The sequence below is a fragment of the Endozoicomonas sp. ONNA2 genome (assembly GCF_024606365.1).
Lineage (GTDB): Bacteria > Pseudomonadota > Gammaproteobacteria > Pseudomonadales > Endozoicomonadaceae > Endozoicomonas.
This window is the reverse complement of sequence record NZ_JAHHPO010000544.1, coordinates 1-6071: the sequence shown is the minus strand read 5'-3', so window position 1 is coordinate 6071 and position 6071 is coordinate 1. Positions and strand designations below refer to the sequence as shown.

Here is a 6071-nt window from a genome sequence, read left to right as displayed (position 1 = left end):
TTTATCCTCAATTTTCTGCCATCCTCGCTACGGGCGCTATTCTCGGACAGGCTCCCAAGCATAAATGAAGACCATCGCTGAAACTTCCGCTAATTCATTCAGAAAGAAGTAAACCATGAATTTTTGTTTTGATCACGAACCAGCAGCAAGCTTGGCGACCATCAAGCATAACGTTAATCAAAATACGAATCCCGCTGACGCTTCCGGCCATTCATCGTATTTTTACGGGATGCCTCTAAGAAAATCCGGGGACATTGCTACGCACCTCAGCTGCGCTGAGATTTTGGAGTTACAAAAAGAGTATGGCCAGCTCAGGTTGGCGGCGATTACCTCCCGCGACATCAAGAAAAATTGGCCATATCAACACATCTATGTCAGTTCTGCTGCAGCAAGCAAGCAGAACCCATACCCTATTCCTGGCGGTTTTGATACCGGGAGCATGGCCAGTTTATGCGATGCTATTTCGATTTTGCACATTAAAAACACCTGTTATGGCAACACACCCAACCGCCTGAAACAGCCAGCCACGGACAACCCCGCCGACCAGGCTGACCCCCGGAAAATGTCAAACACAACGGCCAAAAACGGCGACGGTATACCTCCGGATGTTCAGATCGATCAATTCATCCCCTCTGAAATGATGTTTTCCAGGGACATCAAGGAGATGATCCAGTGGGACACCTATCAACTTGAGCGCAAACTGGTGGTTCCTGTTGATGGGTGGATCCAAAAGGTCAGTTTTAGTCCCCTGGAACGCCACGCCCTGATCGGCAGTGTAAATGAAGCTCATTGTTTGAGTTGCGATGAAAATGGGAACTGGCGGAAGGAACGCGTTCTCAGGGTCCGAAATATTTTAGAAGCCACCTTCAGCCCTTCCGGGCGCTATGGGTTGGTTGCGGGAAAAGACCTCTGCAAAATCTGGTGCCTCGCGCAAGGGCCCAGCTGGATAGAACAGGCAGAGATAACCTATAACGGCCGTCCAAAGGGCATTCACTTTTCACCTACAGAGCGGGCACTGGCGATCATCAGCCGTTCCGATCAAGCTCAGACCGATACCTTCGCAGTTTACCTTTGTAACAGTGATGGCCGCTGGGTACGCGCATGTTCGAACGACGGGGATCAGAATGTCTCTTGCCAATTCAGCCCCAGCGGCAGTGATATCCTGGTCACTTCACAAACCGGCGCAGCACTTCTGAGCATTTGTGATGACGGCAGTATAAGAACTCAATATTCATTTAACAGCCACGGCAAAAGGGTTCACGCTGCCTTCAGTAAGGCTGGACATCATGGGGTTATGTACACCAAAAGTTATGACGTTTATGAACATGACCAACTAATAATCATTGGTCATGTTGGTAACAACTGGAAAGAGGTGGGTTTATTTAATTACACCGGGAACATTTGGGGGGCTGAATTCACCGAGTCAGCACAGCATCTTGCCATCAGAACTTATGACAGAAAAGTCAGAATCTGGAGTGTGAACGACAAAGGTCGTTATGCTGAAACGAAGGTACTTCCCGAGAAACCGGTGAAATCCGCAAGTTTACATTGGAAATTCAGCGCATCAGAAGACGTACTTCTTATTTATAATACCGAAAATAACCTGGTTCAAATCCTGAATTATGATGGTAAGGGGAAATGGAGAAAGGTACCTACAGGAAATTACTATCATCATGTGGAATCCTGCTTCAGTGCTATCCCGGAAGCCAACTGTATGATGATTTGCAGCAGCGATAACGTTGAGGTCCGGCATGATATCGATAACCCCCCCCCATCAGGTTAAACAAATCCATTCAAAAGAGACTATTAAAAATGCCGACATCAGCCCATCGGGGCGCTATGTTCTGACCCGACATAATAAAGATGGACTTATAGGCAGGATCTGGGGATTTGACGGTGAGGGTAATGCCGTTGTCAAAGCAGACATCTACCGTCCGGCCTGTGCCGGGGGCTCTTACTTCAGTATCGAAAACGTCGTATTCAGTGCCTCCGAGCAGAGGCTCAGGCTGTACTGCCGTGGTTCTAAAGACATAATCATCCTGTGGGGCTGTGATGATAACGGTTTATGGACCGAGCGAGGAGTTGTCGACAATGTCGGCGAAGAGCCCGTCCACAGCCACGCCATGCTCCAGATAATGGCTTTTGATGAAAGCAAAAAAAATGAATTTAAAATCTACGGCTACGACAGTAACGGCCATTGGCGCAAAAAGGCAGATGGGAGCCATGGTACAGGCCAAGTCGAAACAGGCTGTTTCAGCCGCTCCGGGAGGCTATTGTTGACGTGCGGTGACGATCATACTGTCAGCATCTGGAACATCGACGCCCCCGAAAAAGAAGTATAAGTTATTGATGTCAAAGGGCTGCGCTGCCATTTATTGCCACGCCGCACGCTTTTATGCCTGAAAAAGGTACGGGTGGCATCAATCAGGAATCTGCAGCACCTGACCCACACGAATTTTATTAGTACTTGAAAGCCGGTTCGCACGTTTCAGGGCATTCATACTGATATCAAACTGATCGGCAATCTCGGACAGCGTATCCCCGGGTTTAATGACATACCGTGATGGCCGGGTATTAAGGGTGCCATCCTGTTTCCACTTGGCAATCAGTGTGTCCGGTGGTGGCTTCTGGTAGAACCAGCTTTTGACACCATTAAAAATCGCTTTTGCCATCGCTTTCTGGTGATTGCGGTTCTTCAGTTTTCTGGCCTCTTCAGGGTTGGTGATGAACCCGGTCTCGACCAGGATGGAGGGAATATCCGGGGACTTCAGCACCACAAAGCCGGCCTGCTCCACCTGTTTTTTATGCAGCCGGTTAATTCCACCCATATTGGCCAGCACTTTATTGCCCACTTCCAGGCTGGACGACAGCGTTGAGGTCATGGACAGATCCAGCAGAACCCCGGCCAGAACATCGTCCTTATCCCCCAGGGAGATACCGCCTTCACCCCCGATCTGGTCTGATGCATTCTCTTTCTGGGCCAGCCAGCGGGCGGTTTCAGAGGTTGCACCACGGCGAGACAGGGCAAACACAGAAGCCCCCTTCGCCCGACGATCTTTAAAACCATCCGCATGAATGGAGATAAACAGGTCGGCTTTGTTATCCCGGGCTATCCGGGTTCTGCGGCGCAGATCAATATAGTAGTCACCGGTTCGAACCAGAACGGGCCGGAACCCCTTCTCCTGACTCAGCAGGGTGGCCAACTCTTTGGCTATCGCCAGGGTTACCTGCTTCTCATAGCCACCGCCGTAGGCAATGGCCCCGGGATCTTCGCCACCGTGGCCGGCATCAATCGCCACGACAATATCCCGATGACCCGTGGGTTTGACTACTGGCTTTGGCTTGGTACCCTGCTCATCAAACAGGTCAACCACCAGACGGTGGCCATAAGTGGCATTGGGTTTCAGCAGAAAACTTTTGCTGGATACTTTTGCACTGAGATCCAGCACGATGCGCAGGTCACTCTGATTACGGGTGCCGTGGCGGATCTTTTCAATGGGTGTATCTTTTAGCTGCAGGCCACTGAATGAGCCACTGAGCCGGACACCATTAACATCAATAACCAGTCGGCCGGGGTTACTCAAGTGGAATTTGTTGTGTTCAACCGCATCGGAAACATCAAACACTAGTCGCGTTTTATCCGGCGACCGCCAAAGTCTGACATTATTAATCAGCTTATAGGCCGCCTCGGTTACCCGGGCCTTAAGGGTTGATAGACCAACCACCAGGATACCCAGCTGTTTGACGAAACGACGCCTGCCACCGGAAAATAGCAGATCATTAGTTGAGGCGGCCTTTTTTCCCGCAGGTGTTGCTGCCCGTTTGTTTAAGGAAAGTCTGGCCAGAACCCGGCGAACAATCCCTGTTGTCTGACTCATCCGCCCCCCTGAAGCGCTCTTATGGTTGCCAGCGCACTCTTCCCTGCCTCAGTACCTGCGATAATCGTCGCTTTCCTTCCGGGCAAATTGCCATTATCAAACGAGTGACAGGCAAAGGTAATGTCCAGATCCGCCGGTGGCAGCTCCCCCTGTCCACGGGAGGGCCACTCAACCAGGCAGAGCGCCTCTTCACTGAAATAGTCCCGACCACCAATAAACTCCAACTCCTCCGGGTCACCAAGGCGATACAGGTCAAAGTGGTAAACCCTGTGATTATTGACCCGGTAAGGCTCTACCAGGGTATAGGTCGGGCTCTTGACCGCGCCCTGATGGCCAAGGTGGCGAAGAACGCCCCGGCAGAACGTAGTTTTCCCCGCGCCCAGCTCACCGTGCAGGAAAACAATGCCCCGCTCACCCAGGGCTTGTGCCAGATGCGCCCCCAGTCTCACCATGGCGTCTTCATTTTCTATCAGCAGTTCATATCTGCCTTGCATAAGCCTTTCCACACACCGCCAGTTATCATGCCTGGCCCTTAATTATCAATGATAAAATTCAACCGTCGTCGAATAACCGGAATCAACTCCGTTGCCCTTAAACCCGTTTCACCCTGCCCGGCAACCACCTCATCTGCGGCAGAAGCATGCAGCCAGACCGCCATTTGCGCCGCCTTGAACGGTTCCAGACCCCGGGCAAGCAGGGCACCAATCACGCCACTGAGCACATCCCCCATGCCGGCCACCGCCATGCCGGGGTTGCCATCAGGGCACAGCGCGGTGTGTTGGCCATCAAACAGCAGCGTTCCCGCCCCCTTCAGCAGCAGGGTAAGCTCTGGCTGCGCCCCAACCGTGAGGGCGGTCAGTTGTCGATGGCTGTCTGCCAGCGCGGCAAATCGATTGTTCTGGATCGTTGGGATATCCAAACCCGACAAACGGGCCAGCTCACCGGGATGCGGGGTGAAAATAATCGGGGACTTTCGCCCCTTTAGCAAGTGTGGATGATCCGATAACAGGTTCAGGGCATCAGCATCCAGCACCACTGGGCACTGTGCCGCCAGGGCATCCTGCAGCAGCCTCAGCCCCCAGTCATCCCTGCCCAGGCCAGGGCCAATCACCATAACATTCTTGCCATCGGCAAGAGAACCAGGACCTGAGCGACGCTTGACCGATACCCCCATCACCTCAGGGCAGCGCACAGCCAGCGGGGCAAGGTGTCGCTTGCGGGTAACCACGGTAACACGGCCAGCACCGCAATGGATGGCAGATTCTGCGGCCATGATGATCGCCCCCGGCATCCCGTGATTACCACCGATGAGCAGCACATGGCCAAAATCTCCTTTGTGGGCGGCTCGGCGTCTCGGTGACAGCCAACCGCGAAACTGCCCCAAAGAGATTCGTCGACAGCCAGAAGGAACGGCCTGATAGACAGGCTCAGGCACGCCCAGGTCATCAAAGACCAGCTCGCCACAATACTCTGGGCCAAGCCCGGTCATCAGCCCCTGCTTAAGGCCAATAAAAGAGACGGTAACCCCGGCCTTGACCGCCTCTCCCAGCGGAACTCCAGTATCAGCACAGAGGCCGGAGGGGATATCCACAGCACACACCGGGCTGGCAAGATGGTTCAGGCGTTTTATGGCAGCCTCATAGTCGCCCCGCACATGACCACAAAGTCCGGTACCGAGCATGGCATCCACCACCACATCCGCACCGAGAGACTGGCTACTGTCGTAAGGTCGAATAACCACGTCGGCATCAACGCAGGCCTGCCAGGCGGTGAGGGCATCGCCTTCAAGCTCCGCCGGATTTTTCAGGGCCAGTACCGACACCCTCAGTCCCTGCCCTTTGGCCAGTTTCGCGGCCATATAGCCATCGCCACCATTATTGCCAGCCCCGCACAGCACCAGCAGGGTTTTGGCTTGTGGCCAGTGGCGGACAATGGTGGACAGCACTGCCCCGGCCGCCCGGGTCATCAGCTCAAAACCGGGAATGCCTTGCTGGTGGATGGCCACATGATCCAGTTGCCGAACCTGATCCGCTGTGTAGAGAGACTCTGGTAAGCTGTTATTCATAAGCGTGCCCGCTACAATAAGGACTCTATGCAAACGATACCTGACAATCTATACCAAACATTTCTAACAAGAGAACTAACCCGGATATTTCATAAACTGCCCCGAATCTCGCGCAGGACTTTGTCGCT

Annotated in this window: 5 protein-coding genes; 2 read left to right on the top strand and 3 right to left on the bottom strand. The window is 53.2% G+C overall.

Annotation, left to right across the window (positions count from 1 at the left end; all coding sequences use genetic code 11):
* The first annotated feature begins 115 nt into the window (after positions 1-115).
* Together KDK14_RS09555 and KDK14_RS09550 are read left to right on the top strand one after the other, a co-directional pair.
* Positions 116-1783 (top strand): WD40 repeat domain-containing protein, encoded by a 1668-nt coding sequence (locus KDK14_RS09555; RefSeq protein ID WP_257264872.1) that lies wholly within the window; start codon positions 116-118, stop codon positions 1781-1783.
* Positions 1752-2342 carry a WD40 repeat domain-containing protein gene (locus KDK14_RS09550; RefSeq protein WP_257264871.1) on the top strand — a complete coding sequence of 197 codons (591 nt, stop codon included), beginning with the start codon at positions 1752-1754 and terminating at the stop codon, positions 2340-2342. The genes KDK14_RS09555 and KDK14_RS09550 overlap by 32 nt, the downstream gene beginning before the upstream one ends.
* Positions 2343-2420: 78 nt before the next feature.
* Here the strand turns inward: KDK14_RS09550 and KDK14_RS09545 are convergent, their stop codons facing one another.
* From KDK14_RS09545 to KDK14_RS09535, 3 genes are read right to left on the bottom strand one after another with little or no spacing between them, the layout of a single operon-like run.
* Complete coding sequence (locus KDK14_RS09545; RefSeq protein WP_257264870.1) at positions 2421-3878, bottom strand: N-acetylmuramoyl-L-alanine amidase; 1458 nt, start codon at positions 3876-3878, stop codon at positions 2421-2423.
* Positions 3875-4372 (bottom strand): tRNA (adenosine(37)-N6)-threonylcarbamoyltransferase complex ATPase subunit type 1 TsaE, encoded by a 498-nt coding sequence (tsaE, locus tag KDK14_RS09540; RefSeq protein ID WP_257264869.1) that lies wholly within the window; start codon positions 4370-4372, stop codon positions 3875-3877. The genes KDK14_RS09545 and tsaE overlap by 4 nt, the downstream gene beginning before the upstream one ends.
* A gap of 38 nt (positions 4373-4410) precedes the next feature.
* Positions 4411-5943 (bottom strand): NAD(P)H-hydrate dehydratase, encoded by a 1533-nt coding sequence (locus KDK14_RS09535; protein WP_257264868.1) that lies wholly within the window; start codon positions 5941-5943, stop codon positions 4411-4413.
* Positions 5944-6071: the final 128 nt, after the last annotated feature.

Excerpts from the sequence above, each read along its gene's own strand:
- tsaE (WP_257264869.1), bottom strand. The coding sequence starts at position 4,372 with ATGCAAGGCAGATATGAACTGCTGATAGAAAATGAAGACGCCATGGTG.
- KDK14_RS09550 (WP_257264871.1), top strand. The coding sequence starts at position 1,752 with ATGATATCGATAACCCCCCCCCATCAGGTTAAACAAATCCATTCAAAA.
- KDK14_RS09555 (WP_257264872.1), top strand. The coding sequence starts at position 116 with ATGAATTTTTGTTTTGATCACGAACCAGCAGCAAGCTTGGCGACCATC.
- KDK14_RS09545 (WP_257264870.1), bottom strand. The coding sequence starts at position 3,878 with ATGAGTCAGACAACAGGGATTGTTCGCCGGGTTCTGGCCAGACTTTCC.
- KDK14_RS09535 (WP_257264868.1), bottom strand. The coding sequence starts at position 5,943 with ATGAATAACAGCTTACCAGAGTCTCTCTACACAGCGGATCAGGTTCGG.